The sequence below is a fragment of the Vibrio sp. 10N.222.52.B7 genome, assembly GCF_041474275.1.
Classification (GTDB): Bacteria; Pseudomonadota; Gammaproteobacteria; order Enterobacterales; family Vibrionaceae; genus Vibrio; species Vibrio crassostreae_C.
Genome location: NZ_JBFRTU010000082.1, coordinates 36,428 through 58,636, shown reverse-complemented (window position 1 = coordinate 58,636; position 22,209 = coordinate 36,428). Strand labels below are relative to the sequence as shown.

Sequence of the window (22,209 nt, the reverse complement as noted above, 5' to 3'; positions counted from 1 at the left end):
CAGCGCTTAGGTTTGGCGGTGTTTTTGCTGCCTTTTTTTAGCAAAAACAATGACAAGCCGTAATGCGTCTGATTGATTTGCCTTGTTATGTGTCAAGGGCAGCGAACAGCCCATCGCTGACTAGCGGACAAAACTCCTGAGGTAGTACCACAATTCGCCAGTTTATCGTCACATGCTTTCTCAAAAGGTTGAATCGTATCTGAATGATGGAAAAGTGCGCAATTGTATACAATGTTTCTAGTGTTCCCTGAAAATACGGTTTTTGACTCCGCGTAAGATGCTATACATTCAGGGTCATTTTCGCAAAGGTCCAAGCAGCTATTACTGGGGTTCCCTATATCGGCACCAAGCTCGTCCTCAAGAGCTATGACGGTTGCGCTAGCGACAAAGCCTCCTTCCAACTTCCAGTAATAAACCTGATCCAATTGATTTTTTTCGAGAGTCAACAGTCCGTTGTTCGGGGGGAAACCACAACTAAATGCAGTGTTTCCACTACCATCATCCAACATGAACGAAATCTGTCTGAAGTCTCCTGTTGCATTGGGGGTTATGTGCGTTACTGACGGGCAGCCTTGCGGATATTGGCCCAGGTTCGCTAATGCCTCGCATATGTGTTGATGATTCAAATCGACAGAAAGATTCTGACTAACGCTGGTTGCAGCAACAGAAGCGCAGTCATTCACATCCCATAAGCCATCAGCGTTTATGTCCTCATTGGCGTCATCCACCCGGTTTTCATTGGTATCCCAACAATTTATTCCATCTAAGCCTGTTGCGCCTTGTGGTCCAGTCGCTCCTATTGAGCCCTGTTCTCCAGTCGCTCCATCGATTGGACAGCCAGTTAACATCATGCTACCTAAGATCACCCCCCCTAGTTTTATTAGTGTGTTTTGATAATTCATACTCATACTCCTTTCAATTAGCCCCAGATCTAAACTTAGTAAAGTTTCTACTAAACGTGGGGGATTCTGGTCACATAACGAGGCTGTAGAATTTCTCCTCGCCCGTCTCAATTCTGATCCTACCGCCATTTCATCATGATATGAACTTGAACGCACTAATTCCTTGTGATCTAATCTAAATTATTCGCCACGAGACACGGTTATGCCCAACTTCAAAACCGATTACTCGAACCAAAACATGTTCGTCCCTATCATCATCGATGAACAACTCATCCCCGGAACTATCGAGTATGCGATTTCTCACATTGTCGATAACCACCTCGACCTCTCGCCCTTTGATGTGCACTACCACAACGACAAAAACGGGGCGGCGGCTTACCCACCTTCCATCATGCTTAAGGTTATTTTTTACGCCTATTCCCTCGGCATGTTATCTAGCCGTAGCATAGAAAGGGCTTGCATCAACAACGTCACCTTCATGTGCTTATCGGGCGATGAACGACCGCACTTTACCACGATCGCGGCTTTCATCGCACAAATGAAGGACACCATCGAGCCACTGTTCACTCAGGTCCTCATGATATGCGATGAACAAGGCCTAATTGGCCGTAACATGTTTGCTATTGATGGCTGTAAAATTTCATCCAATGCCAGTAAGGAGTGGAGTGGCACACACGAAGAGCTTCGCCGTAAAAAAGAAAAACTACAGATAAGGCAAACGTACAGTCTAAGATTTTGAGTAGATATTCGCGCTGAGAAGGAATGGGGCAGAATTTTCTTAGCTCTTTCGCATCATAGTTTGTGATCACCAAGCGATTCTGTCGTATTTTGAATGAGTTCATAGGCGTTTTTTGCAAAATATGTTGGCCTCTATGGTTGCAATGCATGAAATATCTCCGATACTAAAACTTAGAAACTCTAAGTTTTAGGTGGCATGTGAATACAGACATTCAACTTTATTCTGACGAATCGCTTGAAAGCTTCTTGTTGCGTTTATCGCAAGAGCAAGGTTACGAGCGATTTTCTCATTTCGCCGAAGACATCTGGTTCGACACCATGGATCAGCATGAAGCGATGGCTGGTTCTTTCCCCTTAGAGCTCGAACGAGTTAATATCTACCACGCTCAAACCACAAGCCAAATGCGAGTGCGGGTTCTCATTCATCTTGAGAACCAACTAAAGCTCAATAACTTTGGTGTACTGCGCCTAGCGCTATCACATTCAAAAGCTCAATTCTCTCCGCAATACAAAGCTGTACATAGATTCGGGGTTGATTACCCTTATGCTTTTCTTCGCAAACGCTTCACGCCTATTTGCCCGCTGTGTATTGACGAAGCTCCCTACATTCGCCAGCAGTGGCAATTTATCTCTCACCAAGCTTGTGAACATCATGGCTGTAAGCTGATTCATCACTGCCCTGAGTGTAAGTCGAGGCTTGAATACAAAAGTACCGAGAGTATTGGCCAGTGTGAATGTGGGTATGAACTTCGAAACTCGCCAGTAGAGGATGCGCCAGAGGTTGAGGTGTTGGTCGCTCAATGGTTGTCAGGAAGTGATTCAAAACCCTTGGGATTATTGAAAGCAGAAATGACGTTATCTGAGCGTTATGGTTTTTTTCTTTGGTATGTAAATCGTTATGGCGATATCGATGACCTCAGTTTTGAGTCACTCATTGAATATTGTGGCTCTTGGCCAACGGCATTGTGGCAAGACCTCGATGCCTTGAAAGAGAAGGCAGAACTTGTGCGAGTAAAAGATTGGAAGAAGATGTTTTTCAATGAAGCTTTTGGTGCTCTGCTTAAAGATTGCCGTCAGTTACCCAGTCGGCAGTTGAGTCACAATATAGTGCTTGCACAGATGTTAGCTTACTTTACAAAGCTAATGGCAACAGTGCCCTCAAGCGGCAAAGGAAATATCGGTGATGTACTGCTCAGCCCCTTAGAAGCTTCTACATTGCTTTCTTGCACCACCGATGAAGTGTATCGGCTGTATGAGTTTGGTGAGATTAAAGCCGCGATCAGGCCGCGAATGCATACAAAGATAGCGAGTCATGAGTCGGCGTTTACTTTAAGAAGTGTCATCGAAACAAAGCTGACTCGAATGAGCTCTGAAAGTGATGGTTTAAGTGTATATCTACCTGAGTGGTAATTATGACGAAATTAAGTGGCTTATTAGCAATTGAAGACGAGGCAGTAAAGCAGTCTGCTTTAAAGAAGATGTTCATGCCCTATACGGAAGATGTCTGTGTTGAAGGGTATGAAAAAGAAGCATTAACGATCTTGCTTAATCTCAGTTCAAGCCATCAAGCGGATAGATGCTCTGATTGGTTGGATGTTGCTCGTGCTAAAAGGCATTTAAAAGCGACTGAGAACCTAGAGGCATCTCTTGATGAAATCAAATGGTTCCATACTCATAACCTCAAGTTTCCAGACTGCCGAGTTAAAGATCAGCGGATAGTTGCACAGCCTCTTGTGACAACCGAGGCATTTATTTCAAGCGCAGTATTAGAGCAACGCTTAGGGTGGGCGCATAACTCTGCAGTGTATCGGCATACATTGTGGTTATTGAATTCTTTTCGTTGGCAATCACAGTCCGCAAGTCTTCTTTCACTTATTCAGCAAGAAACCCCTATTTGGCTCGATCTGCTTAAAGAATTTGGTTTGGGTGTTAAGTCACTTGATCGCTTAAAACACACAATTGAAGAGAAACTTCCTGATAATAGTTTTCCTGACAGTGTCAGCACTTACAGCAAGCAACTGCGGTTTCCATGGGGGGATGATTATATTTCGGTGACCCCAGTGGTCAGCCATGCCATTCAGAGCGAGTTAGAAGTGAGATCGAGAAGTCGAGAAAGTAAGCTTAGCTTTGTGTCTTTGTCACTGCCGAATTCTGCAAGTATCGGGAACTTGTGTGGCAGTTTAGGTGGGTATATGAAAGCCCTAAATTACCCGCTAGACGTCAAACCAGCGCAGGGTGGGACGTTAACTGAAAGTCGCAAAAAGAGTGGCCGCTACTTTGATGACTATCAGGTAACTAACGCCAAAATTTGTCAGGTGTTAAATCACTTAATTGGATCCGAACCATCAAAAACACAGAAGCAAAGAGAGAGCGCTCGTAAGGTTAGAAGTAAGATATTGCGAAAGCAGATAGCCCTGTGGATGCTCCCATTAATTGAGTTAAGAGATATCGTTGATGCTGAACCCAATCAACAGAAATTGAAACATGATGACACTTTAGTTCAATCCTTTTTGTCGCTACCAGAATCGGACCTAGGCTCTTTAGCTAGTGAGTTAAATCGTCGCTTGCATCTCTCGTTTCAGAATAACAAGTATGCTGCGAAGTTTGCCTATCATCCTAAGCTTATGCAGGTCGTCAAAGCCCAAATCGTATGGGTACTTGAACAACTTAGTAAACCAAATGGCAATGAAGATAAGGTAACGGGTGAGCAGTATATCTATTTATCATCAATGAGAGTGCAAGATGCGGTCGCAATGAGTAGCCCATACCTATGTGGTGCTCCTTCTTTGACTGCTATTTGGGGCTTTATGCACCGCTATCAAAGAGAGTTTAATAAGCGAGCTAATTGTGATTCCCTGTTTGAGTTTTCGAGTTTCTCTTTTTATGTTCGAAGTGAAAATATTCAACCGACAGCGAAGCTTACCGAGCCCAATTCAGTCGCCAAAGCGCGAACGGTTTCTAACGCGAAGCGACCAACTATTCGTAGTGAACGATTAGCGGACCTAGAAATAGACTTAGTTATCAGAGTCCATAGCGACAGCCGAATTTCAGATTTTAAGTCCGCGCTTAAAACGGCACTTCCCGTTGCTTTCGCCGGAGGGGCATTATACCAACCACAGCTATCGACGCAGGTTGAGTGGCTTAAGACATTTACCAGCAGGAGTGAGCTTTTCCATGTCTTAAAAGGGTTACCAGCATACGGGCGATGGTTATATCCAAGTGAAAAACAGCCGAATGATTTTAATGATCTAGAACGTTTAATCACTAAAGATGCTGATAACTTGCCAGTTTCTATTGGCTACCATTTGTTAGAACAACCAACTAAACGGGGCAACTCAATCACCAGTTGTCACGCTTATGCAGAGAATGCGATAGGGCTTGCTCAGCGAGTAACCCCGATAGAAGTACGTTTTAGTGGAAGAGATCACTTTTTAAAGCACGCCTTTTGGTCGATAGAATGCAGTAGCGAAACTATTCTTATAAAAAACTATAGGGATTAATCGTTTATGGAACTTTGCACTCAGCTGAACTATGTTCGATCACTCTCTGCTGGCAAAGCATATTTCTACTATCTATCTAAAAGTGGTGAGATGTGTCCCCTTGAAATTGATAGAACTAGGTTGCGAGCACCAAAAGGTGGTTATGCAGAAGCATATAAAGGGGGCAAGTTCGTAAAAAAGAATGTTGCTCCACAAGATTTAGCTCACTCCAATCCTCAGTTCATCGAAGAGTGTTATGTAAAGCCAGGTGTCGATGATATCTATTGTGCATTCCCCCTTCGAATTCGAGCAAATTCTCTAACCCCAGATATCTGTAGTGACGATGAAGTCCGCTCTAAACTTTCGTTACTGGCTAATACTTATAAAGAGCTCAATGGGTATCAGGAGCTCGCTCATCGATACGCAAAGAATATACTGCTTGGCCGTTGGCTTTGGCGCAACAGAGAGTGTCGAAACCTGTCGATAGAAGTGACCACCAGTGATTCGCAAACCTTGATTATAGAAAACGCAACAAGGCTTTCTTGGTATGGTCATTGGGATGAGGCTTCAGCAGAATGCCTAGAAAAGCTCACAGCCTATTTGATGCGAGCTCTGGCTGACCCAACCGAATATTTCTATATGGATGTCAAAGCTAAAATTGGAGTTGGTTGGGGAGATGAGGTTTACCCAAGCCAAGAGTTTTTAGATAGCCGAGAAGATGGTGTTCCGACTAAGCAGTTAGCTACCGTCGAACTATTGAACGGAAAGGAAACCGTTGCGTTTCATGGTCAAAAAGTTGGAGCCGCATTGCAATCGATTGACGATTGGTGGCATGAAAACGCAGATAAACCATTAAGAGTGAACGAATATGGGGCAGATCGAGAATACGTTATAGCAAGGCGACACGTGTCCCATGGAAATGACTTTTACCAATTAGTCAGAAATACAGAGAACTGGATTGAAAGCATGACAGCTTCTCAAGTCATCCCAAATGATGTGCACTTCATCATGTCTGTCTTGATCAAAGGCGGCCTATTCAATTGTTCTAAAGCGAAGTAAGGGATAGATATGACTAAGCGTTACTATTTCTTAATACGTTACATGCCTGCACAAGCCGACCATGAATTATTGGCAGGACGGTGTATATCCCAAATGCACTTGTTTATGGTCAATAACCGACAAGCCATGAATAAAATAGGTGTGAGTTTTCCGGACTGGAACGAATCTACAGTTGGCCAAACCATTGCCTTTGTTGCTGAAGATAAAGAGATGATGATTGGACTCGCTTTTCAGCCCTATTTCTCTGTGATGGTAAATGAAGGTTTATTTGAGATCTCCAGTGTTTGTGAGGTGCCTGACATTGCGGTTGAGGTGAGGTTTACCCGTAATCAAACGATTGGGAAAAGTTTTCTGGGCTCCAAGAAACGTCGAATCAAACGTAGCATGGCGAGAGCCGATTTCTCTGGTGATGGACAATCATTACCAGCCACTAATGAAGAGCGAATCATCGATAGTTTTCATCGAATCCCAATCTCCAGCGGTTCATCAGGGGAAAGTTATATTTTGTTTGTACAAAAGGAGTTTGTTAGAGAGCGCGTTGCAGCAAACTTTAATAGCTATGGTTTAGCCACCAATCAAGAAAGAAAAGGCACGGTACCTGACTTCAGTTTTTGACCCTTTTTTGAAATTTTTATTTTAGATATTTAAAAACAATGAGTTATAGACGCAATAAGAAAAAGGGTATTTTAGACTTTTGTGATATAAAACAAGTGGAATTAACAGCTTAGCGACTATAGTTAACAGTGTCCTGCCGCATAGGCAGCTAAGAATTTGAATGCCAGTGTTGTAAACAATGGATTCCTGTGTCCTGCCGCATAGGCAGCTAAGAATCTTGTTGGGATATTGAAAATACTGAAGGATTCGTGTCCTGCCGCATAGGCAGCTAAGAATAGGCCAGGAAGAAAGCAACCAGCCTGCTGAGCAAGCAGTTAATAATCAAAACCATCATGTTTAGGCTTGATGGTTTTTTGTTAGTTGGTCGATTTTATCCGAGGTGTTTTTTAACACGGAAATTTCCAGAATCTTCATAGGTTGAATTAGCCAAGCTTATCATTTTACCAACATATCCCTATAATACTTTTGAGGTCGTAATGAACAAGAGACACGGTATGAGTAAAATTATCAAGGCAGCTTTTGATGGCAGTGCCAATGATAGTATAAGCGATATCATTGCTAAAGTTATGGCACTTTGTCTGGAAGAATCAGAGTATAAAAATGACGAATTTTATCTATCAGATGAAAACTATGAATTAGCGAATATTATTATTGGTCAACTAGATGACCAAGCCCAAAAGCTAAGGGAGGCTTATCGCGAGATAGGGCTTTCAGCTCATGTAGAGAGCTACTTTGACAGCTTAACTATTGATGAGCTGTTTGTTGCTAATAGTTGTATCCGAGAGTTTGAAATGATTCTCAATGCAAAGTATTACGCCATGAGTGGTTGCGTTATCGTTTCAGGGGCGTCAGTGATGCAAATAATGAAACAGATTCGTATGTCAGCAGCTAAGTTACGTAGAGTTATTGGTGATCTGATGTCTGTCGAGCGTCAACTTCGAGTTGCTTCAACGAACAAATATGACAGTAGCTTTGAGATGACTAGTGATAAAATCACAAAGCTCAAATTAGCAACAGAAGCAGCGATCACTAGTCATAGCTGAGGTAGGTTTTAGTTGGAAAGCCTCTATTAATTATAATTTACGGCTTGTTGTTAGCTTTTCTCATAGTAATGATCTTGTTTGGGGAGCACAAAAGGACTATCTGATCCGCCCCACTATCATTGGATATCAGTTAGGCCACTCCATACCTAAAGCTATCCGAGGTTTTATAATTTGGCGCAAAACTAAACTCGATTTTGTCCACAAGCTTCTCTGGTTGAATTTTTACCCGTGGCATTTTACTCGTGGCACTTTCTAACTCGAAAGTGCCCGTGCGACCTGAAGTCGTATGAAACGTTGTTCACCACGATAAGAGTGAACCGTCTGTATCACCAGACGACCCTAGGATCCTGAATAAAGTAGCGGATCTGACAATGTAACGAAACTAGGCCTATAGGCTGAGTGGGAACAAAATCGTGAGAGGATGTTCCTCCTGAAAACCACAATTCGGGTAAGTGCTAGGGAGTCAATATGATGAACGTATGTGAATCCATTAAAGGTGCGTTATACGATGAAGCAGCGGAAGTGGTTAATACGCTGTGGCCAAAACGGCAACGAGAGTCGGAAAGGAGTTGGGCATTGGCCTTTCGTGATCGGAGTACTCTCCGCACTAGAGTGGGCATCTAAGTTGACATTTTACGTAACATACGGAACAGGGTAAGCCTGTATCGCTCCCTATGGGGAAAGCCTTTGTAGCCGATAGTGATGCAGGTAAAGGAGGTCGGAGAAAGCAAAGGCTGTATTGTAATGATGCAGATACAGACTGGTGTCTGTCACGAAAGTGAGCCCACTTCCGACTGGTCTTCCATTGCGAGAAAGTTTGAAGAACTTTATTTAAGGAGAATCGCAAATGATGATTTCTAAAGAGATTAGTGCCTCTCCTGACAGCGCCCTATGGCAGTCTATCGACTGGAAAGCCGTTGAATCGCATGTATTAAAGCTTCAGATGCGTATCGCAAAGGCAACTAGAGAAGGTAAATACGGCAAAGCGAAAGCCTTGCAGTGGATACTAACTCATTCTCGCTCAGCCAAACTTCTTGCGGTTAAGCGAGTATCTCAAAATAAAGGCAGTAAAACGCCTGGAATAGATGGTGTCATCTGGAACACAGATGCACGCCGCATAAAAGCAGTTAATCAATTGAGTAGAAAGGCGTACAAAGCCCAACCGCTCAAGCGTATCTACATCCCCAAAAAGAATGGCAAGCTTAGACCGCTGGGAATTCCATGTATGATAGACAGAGCGCAACAAGCCCTCCACCTTCTTGCATTAGAGCCTATATCGGAAACGCTTGCCGACCCTAACAGCTATGGATTTAGGCCAAATCGTAGTACTGCCGATGCAGTTGGGCAGTGCTTCAAATGTTTGGCATTAAAGAAATCAGCCAAATGGGTACTTGAAGGGGATATCAAAGCCTGTTTCGACAAGATCGGTCATCAATGGCTTCTTGATAACATCGCTGTTGATAAGAGAATGTTGGAACAATGGCTACAGTCTGGCTTTATGGACAAAGGTCTGTTCTATCGCACCGACGAGGGAACACCACAAGGTGGAATTATATCACCAACCTTGATGCTAATGACTCTTGCAGGACTTGAGCAGCACATTAAGTCTACGGCCCTTAAAAAAGGGTACTAGAGCCAATTTCATTGGATACGCCGACGATTTCGTCGTCACTTGCGCTTCAAAGGAAGTGCTGGAGAACGATATCAAACCGTTGATTGCTGACTTCTTAGCGGATAGAGGCTTAGCATTATCCGAAGAGAAAACGCACATTACTCATATCAACGATGGCTTTGATTTTCTTGGGTTCAACCTTAGGAAGTACAAAGGGAAACTGCTCATTAAACCGAGTAAATCCAATACGTTGATGTTCTTAAGTAATCTGCGTGAACTCGTCAAAAAGCACGTAACCCTCCCAGTCAACGATCTTATCAAACTGATAAATCCGAAACTCAGAGGATGGTCGAACTACTATCGACACTGCGTAGCAAAACAGGTCTTCGGATATGTAGGTCACAAGCTATTTCATACGTTATGGCACTGGGCCAAAAGGCGTCATCCAACAAAGTCTAAAACTTGGATCGCCCTAAAATACTTCATCAACCGAAAAGGCCAATGGCATTTTCACGGTTGGCAGAAGATCATGGATATGGATTGCCAGTTCAATCTCTTCCAAATAGCTAAAGTGCCGATAGAAAGACATGTGAAAATCCGAAGTGCTGCAACGCCATTTGACCCTCAATACCAAGAATACTTGGCAAAGAGAAAGTCTAAAAGGCTAGCTCGTAACTCTTGGAACGAACCTACTTCGACTGCTTTATAAGTTGCTGGGTATCAAACGATGCCTTCGTGGAGGCTTGAGCCTAGTGCAGTGAAAGTTGCACGCTGGGTTCTTAGAGGGGCGGCACTTGGTAACAGGTGTCGTCTACTCGACCAAAGTCATTCAGAGTAAATACTCATTCATATCTTGTTCATGTGAATTTGCACTACAACAGTTTATGCGAACTCCGCTCATCTAGGAATGTTCTGCTCCAGCAAGACTGAACACTTCGTTAAGCGACGTTTCGTTGTTCAAAGTTAACTGGGCTTAGATACCCAAGAGCACTGTGTCTTCTCGTCCGATTATAATCTACTTCTATGTACTCGAAGGTTGTCTTGTTGCGGCAGCTACTGCGACTTTCTCTGCTAGCTTCAGAGCCTCTGCTTTAAGTTCAGGGGAATGTTAATTCTAGTTTTCTTAGTTGCCATTGCTCACCTCGTTAGTAATTGTACTCACTTAACTCGATGTCCAAAACTGCTGGGACGGTTCAGTGGCACACCAGTAACTATCCTAAATACTTCATTCCAAGTAGATTTAATAATGCATCTATCAATATTTGATGGAATTATCAAACGTTGGGCTTCCCTGCCTTACTGTTAGCTAAGGTTTGTGCCAGTTTAAGCAATACTAGGTTACACGGGGGTCGATGGCTGTTACGTTTTTCTCATTCATACTGGTGATGTGTGATGTCGCTCTCATCGCACGGGTACTAAACCGTATGCGTAAATGGTATTTTAAGCAGGTATTTTTGCGTCCATATCCCCTCTCTTTGGAATGGTTTTTTGCAAAATCACCCTTATTATCCTCTCGACTATTCACGGAACGACCCATGTTTAGAACACTTTTATCTGGCCTTATTTTGGCCTCTATGGTTGGTTGTGCGCCTCAGTACACCCCAAAAACACCCGAGCAAACGGTTAAAGATAAAACGGTGGAATTTGCCAAGTACGACATCAAGACCATGACCGATTCGCCCCGCTCTCATGCGCAGCAACTTGGTGTGTTGATGACTGGTGAGCGACCGTTTGGTAATAACAACCTTGACGAATTCGCCGATGGCTATATCAGCTGGTCTCGTAAAACCACCCAAGGCTTAAATGCCATTGGCATGGTCATTGGCTCGATTTCAAATGTTGCGGGTTTCACCGCCATTTTGGGTAACTCCGGTAACGGTAAAAAACGCACTCCTAGCTACAATAAAAACCGATTAATGATCATCTCACCCGTCAAGCACTATGACGCCTGCTTAGAAGGCAAGCCAGAGTGTGATCTGTTTGAACTCTTTGAGCAAAACAAGGCGACCTTGGTGTCGATGGCTGAACATGCCTACAACAGCGACCCAAAAGTGGCATCAGTGAAGACCATCGATTCCGTGAAAGAAGGCTTGTTCTCACCAAGCCATTATCAATACATTGCCGTGATGCCGATGGCTGGCAAAGACAATGAGCTGACCTATTGCCTTAAGCCTCAATATCAAGCAGTGCTTGATAGAGTGGAAGAAGAAAAAGGGCCAATCAGCTACCCGCCGCTTGGGTTGGGTTGCTCTGTGATAGTCGATAAGCTTGGCTATATTTACCGCAATGCTGATAGCGATAGCCCCTACCTGCCAAAAGGCGACTTCTTAATACATGAAGCCGGAGTGCCAAATTTCTTCCCTGTTGAAGCGCTCAAAACGGATCAAGGCAACGTATTTTTCTACCAGCCATCTGTTGCCTTCCTCGCTGAAGCGCTTGATTTTGACTCTGAATTTGCTGAATACAGAGAGAAGTACCCAGAGGACTTTAAAGAGCACTTTAAGCAAAAACGCTTCTCGAATGTGCCAGTATTCACTCAGCTATCCACTGGTAAGAAGATCAATTTCGGCTTAACGCAGAAATAAGCGACCATCACAACCTCAAAGCCGAGAGCCGTCACTTCTCGGCTTTCACTACTCTCAAATGATCAGATAAATACGTCAGATTTCATTTTGACCGTTTTTTGCATTGGCACCGTCAAAACACCTCACTTTCATGCGTCTATGGGAAGTAAGTCTCAATTATACTCTGAATACATTAGCGCAAACCAACTCCGTTATTTTGAGTTTTCAATGCAAAACGGGGCGTACCATACATTTTGTCCAAAGGTGTGCTGTAGCCAATCGTGGCAAACTTCCTGACCTCTAGTCAATGTGACTGCCAAACTTCATATTGACCCAAAACACTGAGAGGAGGTCATCGTGAGGAAGTTATCTTCTGGAAAATGCAGCGGCATCAAAAGGCCGTTTAAGCTTGAAGAGATCTGGCGGATCAGAACTAGGCTAGAGATTGAAAATGATCTGATGCAGCTCGCACTGCTGAACCTAGCTATAGATAGCAAGTTAAGAGCGAGTGATTTGCTAAAGCTACATGTTTACGATGTTTCTTCGCAAGGAGTTATCTATGAAAGGGTTCAGTGCATCCAGCAAAAAACTGGGACCGACGTCCACTATGAGATTACGCCGAGAACACAGCAAAGCATTAGCCGATGGATCTTTGCAGCATCCCTAGAGGCAAGCAGTTTTTTATTCCCGAGTAGCCGACGCTTTGGACAACCTATCAGTTACTCTTTCTATCGTTCAATTATCAGGAGTTGGGCTGCAAAACTGGGATTGAATGCCGACTATTACGGTACTCATTCCATGCGCCGAACCAAAGCGACTTTAATCTATGCCAGAACGAAACATCAGAGCTGTACAGATCTTACTTGGACATTCGAAGCTAGATAACACTATTCGATACCTTGGCGTAGAGCTAGAAGATGCTCTGAGGTTGTCTGAGAAAACAGATTGCTGACAGACAGGAGCTGTTACAGGCTTTTCTTCTGCTACGGTTTCTATACTTTAAAAGGTATATCACTGTTGAAAGGTGTTAAAAAGCCGAACCCCATCGCTAATAAGGTTCGGCCTGTATAAACGTCGAGGTCAATGCCTTTTACGATGTACCAACTATAAGTTTAGCCTTGAATCAAACCCACCAAAAATTTGTTGGTGGAGTTTTCGAAATAAAGTAAGCGGATGACTTAGATTAAAGGTTTGAATGTCTTCTGACCATTTAATGTTTTTTTCTTGCCTTCAAGTGAGTACTCAAAAGATAACGAGAAGTCGACGCTTTGGTCTGGTTTCAGTGCGGTCACTCGATAGTGAGAACTCTTGCCTTTATGTGAGACTGTCACTTTAGACTTAGGTGGAATTTCCAAAGGCAGTTTAATTTCGTCTTTATTTACGCTGTTATTCACATAACTTGCTGCACGATCAATGGTGATGAACTTGTCAGTGAGATTCGTAATCTCGTACTTGTAATTTAGCGTTGCTACTTGAAGGTCTTTGTTAGTTAAAATCCAACCGTTAGGTTTGGCTAGCAAAGATGCCGATGTGAACTCAATGACATTATTATGATTTATCATTACGTTGATGCCACTAAAGTTTTTAGCAGTCAATGATTTAACTTCACTCATCACATAGTCGTTTAGCAAAGGCTGGCCTTTGTAATTATAGTCATAGTAATCAAGGAAGTTGGTGTTGACGTTTTCTTGAGTGAATAAAGCAGCGAATTTTTTCTTGTCAGACTTATCCATCAGCATTTCTACTTGCGGAGATAAGGTATAAGGCTCAGATAAGAGTTTAGTTCGGTCCTTAACGTAATTCTGATAATCATTTGTTACTTCTTCTGCGACGAATTCATCAAGTACAGGCAATTGCTCCATCAAAGCCCAAGGCGCGTAGTCGTTATAGCTTTTATATCTTTTGGTGTTAAATGCTTCGCGATCAACTGAATGAGTTTCTTCGTTATAGTAATATCCAACGTCAATACTAAACAGATACTTCTTCGTAAGTTCATAGTTCATGACTGTACCTTTCAAGTCACGATTATTTGAACGTGATACGTCAATTGATGCTGGAGCAAGTCTACCATCTAAAATTGGTATTGTTCTAAAAATAGAGTTATCAAGTATCGCTTTAGCTTCTTGCGCGTTAATATTTGATGGTACAGCTACTACTGTATCAATAGGCTCTATTTTTGGGCGAATAGTACACCCACTTAATAGTAAAGCAGCTACTGAGGTTGCAATCATCGACTTTTTCATTTGTTGTCCTAGTTTTAAATAGAAAGTTCATGGGCTTTGGATTTAATCCCAATACCTAAAACTTTAATATTTTTAATGGGATATGCATAGATATAGATTGAGGGATATGTTACATAATGCTCATAACTTACCGTTATCAGTACAAAATACTCTCTTTAAAACGCAGGCCAAAGAGTGAATAGCTCGCTCTTCATGTCTCGAAAACCAATTGGCTAGGCTATATCATTTTAGCCCTCCAATACTTTTGCTAGTGATATGCTATTCATCGCATCGCCTCTTCACACCAACTTTTCCATACCTATGGTTATTCGTGTTTTGTTAATTTAGCAAAATCCCTGACACGTTGTTGTCCAGAAGCTTCTTAGCGCATTAACTCATCTCTTGTGATCACCAAGCGATTCTGTCTAGAGGATTAATTGGAGCGTAGTAAATTTACTACGTTGAATCTTAGTCGTTGTTCAAATTTGCAGACTTTCGATGCAATGTTATGCGAACTTATGTTGCAAATTGTACTTTAACTCTTTGATAATTGGTTTGCGTTATGAAGACTTATGTTGCAAGCATCACCTTAAAAAAGCCGCTCTTTATGAGCGGCTTTTTGCTATCTGATGCTTTCTAAAGTGAACACAGTTCGCAATTAGTTTAGTCCACACTGCATACCAAACTATTCGTAAATGCTGTATGAAAAATACTTACTTGCGATTTTTTGATGCTGACCATTGTCGATCAAGCGCTGGATACCGTCATCACTAAGATCTTTGAGTTCATTATCTTGTTTTCGTACCGCGACACCAATACCACGCCCGAACCATTTTTCTTCTGTAAATTTAGGACCCGTAAAGTGGTAGTCCTTACCTTGCTCCGTTTCAAGAAAGCCCGTATTGAGTCCCATAGAACCACCAAACACGCTATCTAGGCGCCCGTTGAGTAAATCGGTAAAGGCTTCGTCGAATGATCCATAACGCTTGATATCTACATTTGGGTAGATCTCGGAAAGGTATTTGTCACCAATGGTAGTGCGCTGAACTCCAATTGTTAGTTCATTTAAGCTGCCGTCATCCATATTGATTTCACGCCCTTTTTCCATGACAAAACGAGTGGGAACTTTAGCGTAAGGCATCGTGAAGTTAACTTTCTTTTCACGTTCTTCGGTAATTGTCATAGCCGCTATAATTGCATCGTTTTTACGGCTTAAAAGCGAAGGGATAATCCCGTCCCAGTCAGTTTTTGAGATGATACATTTTACTTCTAATTCGACACACAAGGCGTTGGCTAAATCGACTTCAAACCCCTCTAATTCACCATCTTGCGTTGTCCAGCTGAATGGTGGGTATGCTCCTTCCACCGTAAATCGGATTTGCTTCCAATCTTTTGCGTAAGTAAATACTGAGAAAACACTGACGAATACAACAAATATCCACTTCATTTTTATTTCCTTATAGTTTTAATGGATAAGTTGGTTAATCAAATGTTAAATAATATCAATGTTAATGCATATCATTGTGAGCAAAGGCATTAGATAACTTCTGGAACTCTTGCTTCCCAAACTAACTACACGACTTTTTCTTATCTAAATTTCTATTTATATCTTTCATAAACAGTAGCTTGCTGTACTTCTCGCAAGATCTTTAAGATACTCACCTTTGATTTATGTTGCATCTGAAACAAAAATCAATACAATGAGCGCATTATTTTGTTGCAGGTGAAACATTATGGCTAATAAAGCGTATCAATGGATGCTCTATCTAACACTTGGCACCAGTGCCTTGTTTGCTCTTTTCTTGGTGGCAAGTGACAACCTTGCGCCGTTCACAACTCAAGCTCAATTGCACATTCCAACCAGCCGTATTGCTGCAGAAGTGTCGGCGCCAGTGGTGGAGTTGGCTGTTAAGAATGGTCAGGATGTAAAAAAAGGGGAACTGCTAGTTCGCTTAGATCCAACTCGTTTTGAATTGGCGTTAACTCAGGCTGAAGCGGCTTTGGTTGAAGCAGAGCAAAGCTATGAAGCAAACAAGCAGCACTTGCATGGCGCGGAAGCGACGTTACGTCAGCGCCAACACGAAGCTCTGAATGCCGAGAGAAAATTGAAGCGTAACCAGCAATTGATTTCGAGAAAACTTGTTAGCCAAGAAACGCTAGACGATAGCCGATCGGACACGATTGTAAGACAGCAAGCCGTCGAAGCTGCGCAAGCCGATATTGAGCAGATAAAAGCTGAGCTTGAGAAAAGCAGCGACAACGGTGCTTTGGCTGTTGCTCGAACTCGCGTTGAACTGGCGCAATTGGATTTGGGCAAAACGACAATCGTCGCGCCTGTTGATGGCGTAATCAGCAATCTCAACCTTAACTCAGGAACCTATGTTGGCGCTGGCAGCCCCGTTTTGTTTTTGGTTGATCGCCAGCATGCTTGGATTAACGCAGACTTCAACGAAAAGGGCAGTGCAAATCTGACTGCGGGAACAACCGTTCGTTTGGTGTTTGATGCAATGCCTGGTGAGGTGTTTGAGGGAAATATTCAAGGTCGTGAACTGGCTATCTATGATGCGAGCAGCGACAACAGCGGCCTCGCGAAAGTCGTGAATGATGATCGCTGGATTCGAGACCAACAAAAAGTGCGTACACAAGTAACGTTGCCGTCACTTGATCACTCATTGTTCTCAGGCTCTAAAGTGAGCGTGATGGTGGTGCCTGAAGCGACGTTTTGGGATGTGATCGGAAGTGCATGGATGGAAGTGCTAGCTCGCATTCGTTACCTAGTTTAACTGTGCTCTTCAATCATCGACTAACTGACTACCCACTGACGAAATAACGATTTACGACCTAAGAGGCAGATTATGAATAACGAAGTTCGAGGCCCGATTAACTGGTCTGAAGTAGCTTGGATCAGCGCTATCGTGTCTTTGGGTATGTTGGCTCAACTTTGGCTACAGCTAGGTGTTGCGGCGTACCTCGCTCTTTATCCGGTAATGGCGGCGACCAAGATTAACGACTACTCAGTGAGAGGTATGCTCAAAGCGTTTCTCCCTATCTTGGGTGTCGCTTGTGTGGCTCTGCTTGTCGATCAGTTATTTGCCTCACACCCGGCAGTGGTTTGGGGGATCAGTTTATGGGTATTTGATTTAGCAAGAAGGTGGGCCGACACGCCTGCCAAACTTGGGAAAATCTACATCCCATTGCTCAATTGGTTTTTGGTGATTGTGTTTGCACAACATGGCCCAATGCCGATGACGGACTGGGTTCGCGATATAGCAGTGAGCATGGTGACGACCATGGTTGTGGTGAGATTTGTGATGCTGTTCTTAAAGCCGCCCAAAGCGATGTCGCCGCTGCCAATGCAAAGTGTTCCTGTGACGTACCAGCAGCGAGTGATATATGTGGTCATGCTTGGAGTTGGTTTAGCATTTTTGATGATGGTCGATTTGATTGCCGCGACGTTCTGTATGATGCCTGTGATTATTGCGGCTGCGCAAAGTGAACGCATGAACTATCAAATGGTGGTGAAAAACTGTTTACAAGCCCACGTTGGTGGTTGTGCATTGGCGTTGGTCTTCGTAACCTTGTTAGCGGGGCAACACTCCTATAATTGGGTGTATATCATTGGACTAACAAGCTTGGTGACCATGATAGCAATTTGGATCAGCGGCAGTCGTGGTGGCGTGCGAGGTATGCATACTGAAGCGATGTTAGGAACTATGCTACCATTGCAACTCTATGTTTCAGCAACCGATCTTGGTTTGCAAGATACCTACTTTCGTGCAGAGTTAATGTCCATCGTGTTGGTATTATTAGTGGTCTGCCAAGGAATTATATATGGAAAATCAACCAGCATTATCCATCACCGGAATTGATGCACTCGACAGCAATCCTATGTTCTTAATGGGCTTTGCTTACAAACAGTTTCGAGCTCAAGTCACCGCTGAGATGGGCACCACTTCGGGCATTTCTCTAGAGATGTTTGGTGCGCTTCGAGTGTTAGATAAGCATGGCAAAATCACTCAGCAAGAGTTAACCAATTACTTGCTTCGAAATCGCTCTGTGACCAAGCGTTTGGTTGATAACGCGATTAAGCTGAACCTTATTGAGGCCAGCAAGAGTGAAACGAACAAAAAGGTAAAACTTCTTTCTTTAACGGAAGAGGGCAAGAAGCTTGCCGAATATTGTGAGCCTATGGTCGATAGTATCAGCGAGCAGTTTCAGAGTGCGTTGAGTGAAGACGAATCCAAGCAGTTACAGACCTTGTTGGCTAAGCTTGTAAAAACAGACCAATTCGTCGACTGATTATGCGATCGAAGGTGTGGGTCTAATAACAATCGAATAAAGAGTAAGTGACATGACATACAAAATATTAGCGATGCTAATGATTAAGCTGTTGTTTACGTTTCGTGGCAGTAAACCTACGTCTAAAATCCCCGCCTCTGACTTTGATGCCGAACGCTTCGCTGGTACATGGTATTCCGCTTGTTTTATCCCGCATCCATTGCAATCAAAGCTCGGTTCTTTGTCGTTTAGCTTTTTATTTGAATCTGACGGTAATCTTAAGCTGACAACTCGAGGCTACAACGCGAAAAAGAATGAGTGGAAGACCAAAGAACAAGCCGCAACATTTAAGGGCTCTCAAACCGAAGCGTGGTTTTCAGTCGAAGCGAATAGCCCTTATGAGAAGCAGAGAAAGGTAATTTTCTTGAATGAAGATTACACTCAGGCTTTGTTGGTGGGTCCTACCAAAAATACCTTACAGATCTTGTATCGCACTGCAGAGTTCACCAAACAAGACTTAGACTCGCTGATTGAACGGGCGCAGAGCATGGGTTTTAAAACCAGTAAGCTAGTTCGTGTGTCACAACATATCAATGATGTGCCTGAACAATAAAGTAAGTTCGGCTAGTCCTGACTAGGTAGCTCGGCTAATAAGCAAACAACATTGCTAACCCGTTCTAATTCGCAGGCAACACCACTGCCGACGCATCTTCCTCTGAATCTTCTTTGTCTTCTACTTGGTCAGCAACCCAATCAATTGTCTTTGTTAGATAAAGCTTGTTGGTTTCGGTGTCACACCAACTCTTGGATAACCCTCTTCGATTGAATTCACTGCCAATTGCTGCGAGTGTCTGGTTACTTGAGCGCCCGTAATACAAGGTGTCGCACAGTTGCAGGTTCGACATCGATTGTGGGTATGTGTTAACCGACGAGGAGTTCATGCTCAGTGCTTTTGATTGGTTATGAGTACATCCTGTTAGGCTCAGGAAAAAGAAAAGGATTAGCGTATTTTTCATGGTGTATCAGGTCTATTGCTGATGATTTGAAGACAGTATTGGCGTGTATGATTAGATTATTGTCAATTTTTTGCCAACTAGTTATAGACCAAGACTTTCCTCCCAGTTAGAAAGCGTTATTAAGCCAACGACAAAAACGGTATTAACAAACAAAAGCGCAATTTTGTACAAAAGCTGAAAGAGACTATAGAGTAGACTGATAAGTCGCTCGATAATCAACAGGCTTGGGAATTGTTATGGAGAACAAGAAACGCTCTAAAGAGAAGGCCGAATATAAGATAACCGAAGAGCTCGGCGGCCTTGAAATTCTTAATGCTGAATACGAAAAGCAGAACTTCTCGCGCCACAGCCACGAGGGCTATACGCTGGGAGTCATCGAGCAGGGCGCTCAGCGTTTCTATCGAACGGGCGGACATCATATTGCGCCACAAAATGCGATTATTCTGGTCAATGCCGACGAAGTCCATAGCGGTCACTCTGCCACTGAAGGCGGTTGGGCGTATCGAGCCATGTATCCACTCCCAGATCAACTTGCCAAGATCACTCAAGAGCTAAACCTACCCAATTACGGCGCGCCTTACTTCCCAAGAGCGGTTGTTGAAGATCCTGAACTCGCCAATCAATTGAGGCTGGTCTTTAACACGATCGATGAATCCGACAATCGCCTGTTAAGAGAGACCTTGATGTACGGGATGCTGGTTAAGCTGATTAGCCGACATGGAAAATCGCCGCTTAACCCTCAACTCGATGGTAAAACTCAGCGTCAGCTCGTTCTGGTTAAAGAGTTCTTAGATGATTTTCCACAAGCCGATGTTTCCCTAGACGAACTATCTAAGTTAGCGGCATTGAGCCCGTTTCACTTAGTGCGTTCTTTTCAAAAAGAGTTTGGTCTTCCGCCACATGCGTATCAAATCCAATCTAGGTTAAGGCTTTCGCGTAAGTTATTGAAACAAGGACATACCATTTCTGATACCGCGCAAGAGTGTGGGTTTCACGACCAAAGCCATTTTCATCGACACTTCAAAAAAGCCAATGGTTACACGCCGGGGCAATACATCAAGATGCTCTAAATCGGACACGTTAATTCAGTCTTTAAATCGAGCAAGTTTGTACAATCGAACCGACTCCACTCTTCTTACATTGAATAGCGAATGTAAAGAGAGAAAAGAATGATATGGACAGTGAAACAATGGATAGACGAACACAGTTATGGAAAGGCGTTTTAGCGGGAATGCCTTTGAGTATTGCGGTAATCCCTTGGGGAATTCTAGCCGGTTCATATGCGATAGATGCCGGATTGAATCAACTTCAAGCGCAAGCGATGTCGGCTATTTTGTTTGCTGGCTCAGCACAACTTGTTGCTGCAGGTATGTTTAAAGCGGGTATTGGTTTAGGCACTATGTTGTTGACCACACTGTTCATCACCTCAAGGCACTTTCTGTATAGCGTATCGATGCGTGACAAAATCAGCCATCTTCCTGCGCGTTGGCGTCTATTACTCGGATTTTGGCTCACCGATGAGCTGTTCGCGATTTGTAGCGGGCAGTCTCAGAAAGAATTTAATCGCTGGTATGCTGCGGGTGTAGGCGGCGGTTTTTATCTCGTTTGGAATATTGCGAGCTTTGTTGGCATTGTCGCGGGAAGCCAAATTCCTTCACTCAATGAAATTGGGCTCGATTTCGCGGTCGCAGCAACCTTTATCGCCTTGGTGTTCCCATTAATCCGAACTCTACCCGTCGTAGTGTGTGTGGTGGTTTCATTGGTCACTTCAGTTGCTATGTCGGTTAACAATATTGAGGGCGGGCTAATGATTGCAGCGATTGCCGGAATGTTAGCGGGCTTTATCAGCGAATCGTTCCAAGAGCGAAACAACGGTAACAAGACAATCGTGGAGGGGAAATAGAGATGATTTGGTTAACGATATTCCTCATGACTGCGATTGTTTTCTTTAGTCGGTATCTGTTTCTTGAGCCTGCAATCCCGCTTCGACTCAATCAAACCGCAAGGCGCCTATTGCGCTATTCAAGCCCAGCGGTGCTGACTGCGATTTGGGGGCCAATTGTATTTGCCCCAGAACAAACATTTTGGCCAAGCCTTGAAAACCCATACTTGATAGGCGCGGTGGTCACAGGTCTGTTGATTTGGAAAACAGGCAATGTGCTGCTAACGATCGGCGTCAGCATGGCGGTGTTTTTGTTCTATAACCTTGTCGTGGTTGATTACCTTTTCTCGTGAGCTTCAACTTCAATGTCAACTTAGGCTTTGTGTTTCTCCTATTATTTAAGGGCTGTATAAATATGATTACTTGTTATGTTCGATATGTGATTGATCCTAAAAAGGTAAATGAGTTTGAGGCATACGCAAAAATGTGGATTCCTCTGGTCGCTAAATTCGGGGGCCAACACAATGGTTATTTCTTACCGTCGGAAGGGGCGAACAATATTGCCTTGGCGCTGTTTACCTTTGAAAGTTTGGCTGCCTATGAAGAGTATCGGATTAAATCGTTGAACGATGCTGAGTGTATTAAAGCGTTTGAATTTGCAGACGAAGTTGATTGCATCGTGAGTTATGAACGCAGCTTTTTTAGACCTGTTTTAGAGTGATAGACCTTGCAACGTATAGCGTGGTGGCATCTAATGTACTGATTCACTGTTTGTGTGTTTAGGTTTTGGTAAGGAGTT

19 protein-coding genes and 3 pseudogenes are annotated in these 22,209 nt (G+C 43.4%); 17 read left to right on the top strand and 5 right to left on the bottom strand.

What is annotated here, in order from left to right:
* Positions 1–92: 92 nt before the first annotated feature.
* Positions 93–902 (bottom strand): hypothetical protein, encoded by an 810-nt coding sequence (locus tag AB4512_RS19055; protein ID WP_372175354.1) that lies wholly within the window; start codon positions 900–902, stop codon positions 93–95.
* A gap of 202 nt (positions 903–1,104) precedes the next feature.
* Between AB4512_RS19055 and AB4512_RS19050 the strand changes: the two genes are divergently transcribed.
* The 7 genes and pseudogenes from AB4512_RS19050 (at position 1,105) to ltrA (ending at position 10,157) form a co-directional block, all read left to right on the top strand.
* The gene (locus tag AB4512_RS19050) at positions 1,105–1,641 is read left to right on the top strand and encodes a transposase (protein WP_372117590.1); all 537 of its coding nucleotides are present in this window, start codon (positions 1,105–1,107) and stop codon (positions 1,639–1,641) included.
* Positions 1,642–1,838: 197 nt separating this feature from the next.
* Entirely contained in the window at positions 1,839–3,050 is a 1,212-nt protein-coding gene (locus AB4512_RS19045) for a TniQ family protein (RefSeq protein WP_372175353.1), read from the top strand.
* Between the two features lie 2 nt (positions 3,051–3,052).
* Entirely contained in the window at positions 3,053–5,140 is a 2,088-nt protein-coding gene (locus AB4512_RS19040) for a type I-F CRISPR-associated protein Csy2 (protein ID WP_372175352.1), read from the top strand.
* A 6-nt stretch (positions 5,141–5,146) separates the two neighbouring features.
* Positions 5,147–6,178, top strand: coding sequence for a type I-F CRISPR-associated protein Csy3 (gene csy3 / locus AB4512_RS19035; protein WP_372125869.1), 1,032 nt, complete (start codon positions 5,147–5,149; stop codon positions 6,176–6,178).
* 9 nt (positions 6,179–6,187) lie between these two features.
* The gene (gene cas6f / locus AB4512_RS19030; protein WP_372050681.1) at positions 6,188–6,793 is read left to right on the top strand and encodes a type I-F CRISPR-associated endoribonuclease Cas6/Csy4; all 606 of its coding nucleotides are present in this window, start codon (positions 6,188–6,190) and stop codon (positions 6,791–6,793) included.
* 494 nt (positions 6,794–7,287) lie between these two features.
* Complete coding sequence (locus AB4512_RS19025) at positions 7,288–7,836, top strand: hypothetical protein (protein ID WP_372175351.1); 549 nt, start codon at positions 7,288–7,290, stop codon at positions 7,834–7,836.
* 847 nt (positions 7,837–8,683) lie between these two features.
* Positions 8,684–10,157 (top strand): annotated as a pseudogene (gene ltrA, locus AB4512_RS19020) (group II intron reverse transcriptase/maturase).
* Positions 10,158–10,386: 229 nt separating this feature from the next.
* On the opposite strand, the pseudogene AB4512_RS19015 reads toward ltrA, so the two are convergent.
* Positions 10,387–10,491: pseudogene (locus AB4512_RS19015) on the bottom strand (IS3 family transposase); the annotation flags it as partial.
* Positions 10,492–10,983: 492 nt separating this feature from the next.
* On the opposite strand from AB4512_RS19015, the gene AB4512_RS19010 reads away from it, so the two are divergent.
* Positions 10,984–12,033 (top strand): hypothetical protein, encoded by a 1,050-nt coding sequence (locus AB4512_RS19010; protein WP_372175350.1) that lies wholly within the window; start codon positions 10,984–10,986, stop codon positions 12,031–12,033.
* A 336-nt stretch (positions 12,034–12,369) separates the two neighbouring features.
* Positions 12,370–12,964 (top strand): annotated as a pseudogene (locus AB4512_RS19005) (tyrosine-type recombinase/integrase).
* Between the two features lie 226 nt (positions 12,965–13,190).
* Here the strand turns inward: AB4512_RS19005 and AB4512_RS19000 are convergent.
* Together AB4512_RS19000 and AB4512_RS18995 are read right to left on the bottom strand one after the other, a co-directional pair.
* Positions 13,191–14,255: a hypothetical protein gene (locus AB4512_RS19000; protein ID WP_136975942.1), complete on the bottom strand. Its 1,065-nt coding sequence runs from the start codon at positions 14,253–14,255 to the stop codon at positions 13,191–13,193.
* Positions 14,256–14,919: 664 nt separating this feature from the next.
* Positions 14,920–15,681, bottom strand: a complete 762-nt coding sequence (locus AB4512_RS18995) for a transporter substrate-binding domain-containing protein (RefSeq protein WP_372175349.1) — start codon at positions 15,679–15,681, stop codon at positions 14,920–14,922.
* Between the two features lie 286 nt (positions 15,682–15,967).
* Between AB4512_RS18995 and AB4512_RS18990 the strand changes: the two genes are divergently transcribed.
* The 4 genes from AB4512_RS18990 (at position 15,968) to AB4512_RS18975 (ending at position 19,125) form a co-directional block, all read left to right on the top strand.
* Positions 15,968–17,017 (top strand): HlyD family secretion protein, encoded by a 1,050-nt coding sequence (locus tag AB4512_RS18990; RefSeq protein ID WP_372104581.1) that lies wholly within the window; start codon positions 15,968–15,970, stop codon positions 17,015–17,017.
* Between the two features lie 72 nt (positions 17,018–17,089).
* Complete coding sequence (locus AB4512_RS18985) at positions 17,090–18,103, top strand: DUF2955 domain-containing protein (RefSeq protein WP_017070267.1); 1,014 nt, start codon at positions 17,090–17,092, stop codon at positions 18,101–18,103.
* A complete protein-coding gene (locus AB4512_RS18980) occupies positions 18,066–18,533 on the top strand; it encodes a MarR family winged helix-turn-helix transcriptional regulator (RefSeq protein WP_017062227.1) in 468 nt (155 codons plus the stop codon). The genes AB4512_RS18985 and AB4512_RS18980 overlap by 38 nt, the downstream gene beginning before the upstream one ends.
* Before the next feature lie 52 nt (positions 18,534–18,585).
* Positions 18,586–19,125 (top strand): lipocalin family protein, encoded by a 540-nt coding sequence (locus AB4512_RS18975; RefSeq protein WP_017062226.1) that lies wholly within the window; start codon positions 18,586–18,588, stop codon positions 19,123–19,125.
* Positions 19,126–19,189: 64 nt separating this feature from the next.
* Here AB4512_RS18975 and AB4512_RS18970 read toward each other — a convergent pair whose 3' ends face one another.
* Positions 19,190–19,528 (bottom strand): hypothetical protein, encoded by a 339-nt coding sequence (locus AB4512_RS18970; RefSeq protein WP_086775055.1) that lies wholly within the window; start codon positions 19,526–19,528, stop codon positions 19,190–19,192.
* A gap of 236 nt (positions 19,529–19,764) precedes the next feature.
* Here AB4512_RS18970 and AB4512_RS18965 point away from each other — a divergent pair, with 236 nt between their 5' ends.
* From AB4512_RS18965 to AB4512_RS18950, 4 genes are all read left to right on the top strand, one after another.
* Entirely contained in the window at positions 19,765–20,598 is an 834-nt protein-coding gene (locus AB4512_RS18965) for an AraC family transcriptional regulator (protein ID WP_372111815.1), read from the top strand.
* Positions 20,599–20,702: 104 nt separating this feature from the next.
* Positions 20,703–21,431 (top strand): AzlC family ABC transporter permease, encoded by a 729-nt coding sequence (locus tag AB4512_RS18960; RefSeq protein WP_102556266.1) that lies wholly within the window; start codon positions 20,703–20,705, stop codon positions 21,429–21,431.
* A 2-nt stretch (positions 21,432–21,433) separates the two neighbouring features.
* A complete protein-coding gene (locus AB4512_RS18955) occupies positions 21,434–21,763 on the top strand; it encodes an AzlD domain-containing protein (RefSeq protein ID WP_136974213.1) in 330 nt (109 codons plus the stop codon).
* Between the two features lie 62 nt (positions 21,764–21,825).
* A complete protein-coding gene (locus AB4512_RS18950) occupies positions 21,826–22,131 on the top strand; it encodes an NIPSNAP family protein (protein ID WP_017070270.1) in 306 nt (101 codons plus the stop codon).
* Positions 22,132–22,209 lie beyond the last annotated feature (78 nt).

Excerpts from the sequence above, each read along its gene's own strand:
- AB4512_RS19055 (WP_372175354.1), bottom strand. The coding sequence starts at position 902 with ATGAATTATCAAAACACACTAATAAAACTAGGGGGGGTGATCTTAGGT.
- AB4512_RS19050 (WP_372117590.1), top strand. The coding sequence starts at position 1,105 with ATGCCCAACTTCAAAACCGATTACTCGAACCAAAACATGTTCGTCCCT.
- AB4512_RS19040 (WP_372175352.1), top strand. The coding sequence starts at position 3,053 with ATGACGAAATTAAGTGGCTTATTAGCAATTGAAGACGAGGCAGTAAAG.
- csy3 (WP_372125869.1), top strand. The coding sequence starts at position 5,147 with ATGGAACTTTGCACTCAGCTGAACTATGTTCGATCACTCTCTGCTGGC.
- cas6f (WP_372050681.1), top strand. The coding sequence starts at position 6,188 with ATGACTAAGCGTTACTATTTCTTAATACGTTACATGCCTGCACAAGCC.
- AB4512_RS19025 (WP_372175351.1), top strand. The coding sequence starts at position 7,288 with ATGAGTAAAATTATCAAGGCAGCTTTTGATGGCAGTGCCAATGATAGT.
- AB4512_RS19010 (WP_372175350.1), top strand. The coding sequence starts at position 10,984 with ATGTTTAGAACACTTTTATCTGGCCTTATTTTGGCCTCTATGGTTGGT.
- AB4512_RS19000 (WP_136975942.1), bottom strand. The coding sequence starts at position 14,255 with ATGAAAAAGTCGATGATTGCAACCTCAGTAGCTGCTTTACTATTAAGT.
- AB4512_RS18995 (WP_372175349.1), bottom strand. The coding sequence starts at position 15,681 with ATGAAGTGGATATTTGTTGTATTCGTCAGTGTTTTCTCAGTATTTACT.
- AB4512_RS18990 (WP_372104581.1), top strand. The coding sequence starts at position 15,968 with ATGGCTAATAAAGCGTATCAATGGATGCTCTATCTAACACTTGGCACC.
- AB4512_RS18985 (WP_017070267.1), top strand. The coding sequence starts at position 17,090 with ATGAATAACGAAGTTCGAGGCCCGATTAACTGGTCTGAAGTAGCTTGG.
- AB4512_RS18980 (WP_017062227.1), top strand. The coding sequence starts at position 18,066 with ATGGAAAATCAACCAGCATTATCCATCACCGGAATTGATGCACTCGAC.
- AB4512_RS18975 (WP_017062226.1), top strand. The coding sequence starts at position 18,586 with ATGACATACAAAATATTAGCGATGCTAATGATTAAGCTGTTGTTTACG.
- AB4512_RS18970 (WP_086775055.1), bottom strand. The coding sequence starts at position 19,528 with ATGAAAAATACGCTAATCCTTTTCTTTTTCCTGAGCCTAACAGGATGT.
- AB4512_RS18965 (WP_372111815.1), top strand. The coding sequence starts at position 19,765 with ATGGAGAACAAGAAACGCTCTAAAGAGAAGGCCGAATATAAGATAACC.
- AB4512_RS18960 (WP_102556266.1), top strand. The coding sequence starts at position 20,703 with ATGGACAGTGAAACAATGGATAGACGAACACAGTTATGGAAAGGCGTT.
- AB4512_RS18955 (WP_136974213.1), top strand. The coding sequence starts at position 21,434 with ATGATTTGGTTAACGATATTCCTCATGACTGCGATTGTTTTCTTTAGT.
- AB4512_RS18950 (WP_017070270.1), top strand. The coding sequence starts at position 21,826 with ATGATTACTTGTTATGTTCGATATGTGATTGATCCTAAAAAGGTAAAT.